At 54.1% G+C, this 505-nt stretch carries 1 protein-coding gene; it reads right to left on the reverse strand.

Features of this window, described 5'->3' with window-relative positions:
• Window positions 1-252, reverse strand: a 252-nt coding sequence (locus GQS57_RS19085) for a hypothetical protein (RefSeq protein WP_240915536.1), incomplete at its 3' end; no start/stop codon positions are given.
• Window positions 253-505 lie beyond the last annotated feature (253 nt).

Consider the following 505-nt stretch of genomic DNA (forward strand, 5'->3'; position numbering starts at 1 on the left):
CTTGTCCCTGACCGCTACCCTGTCCCTGACCTTGTCCCTGTCCCTGACCGCTACCCTGGCCCTGTCCCTGTCCCTGACCACTACCCTGGCCTTGTCCCTGGCCCTGTCCCCTACCCTGGCCTTGTCCCTGTCCTTGTCCCTGACCTTGTCCCAGACCACTTCCCTGGCCTTGTCCCTGGCCGCTTGTTTCACTGCATGCAAAGCCACCAGTGGTTGGGCAACACTTCTGTGTGGCCGGACATTGGCCATCATGGAAACAGCTTTTAGCACACCGTGGAATCATCCCTGGTATTGGACATTGACCCGGCTTCACTGTGGTTCGTCTTTGAATAGCGTGAGTTATGTTCAAGTATCCAAACAGACACAATAAAACAGCAATCAACGAGAAATACACTCGAGCTGTCATCCTCCCGTCCTGCGATCTCACAACGATCTCTGCTGGAAAATGTGCTGAATTGTTGCGTCAGGAGAAGCGGACAGCGAAGCGCACAACAATCAAACAAAT

The organism is Polaribacter sp. 20A6, from assembly GCF_011378915.1.
GTDB classification, from domain to species: Bacteria; Bacteroidota; Bacteroidia; order Flavobacteriales; family Flavobacteriaceae; genus Polaribacter; species Polaribacter sejongensis.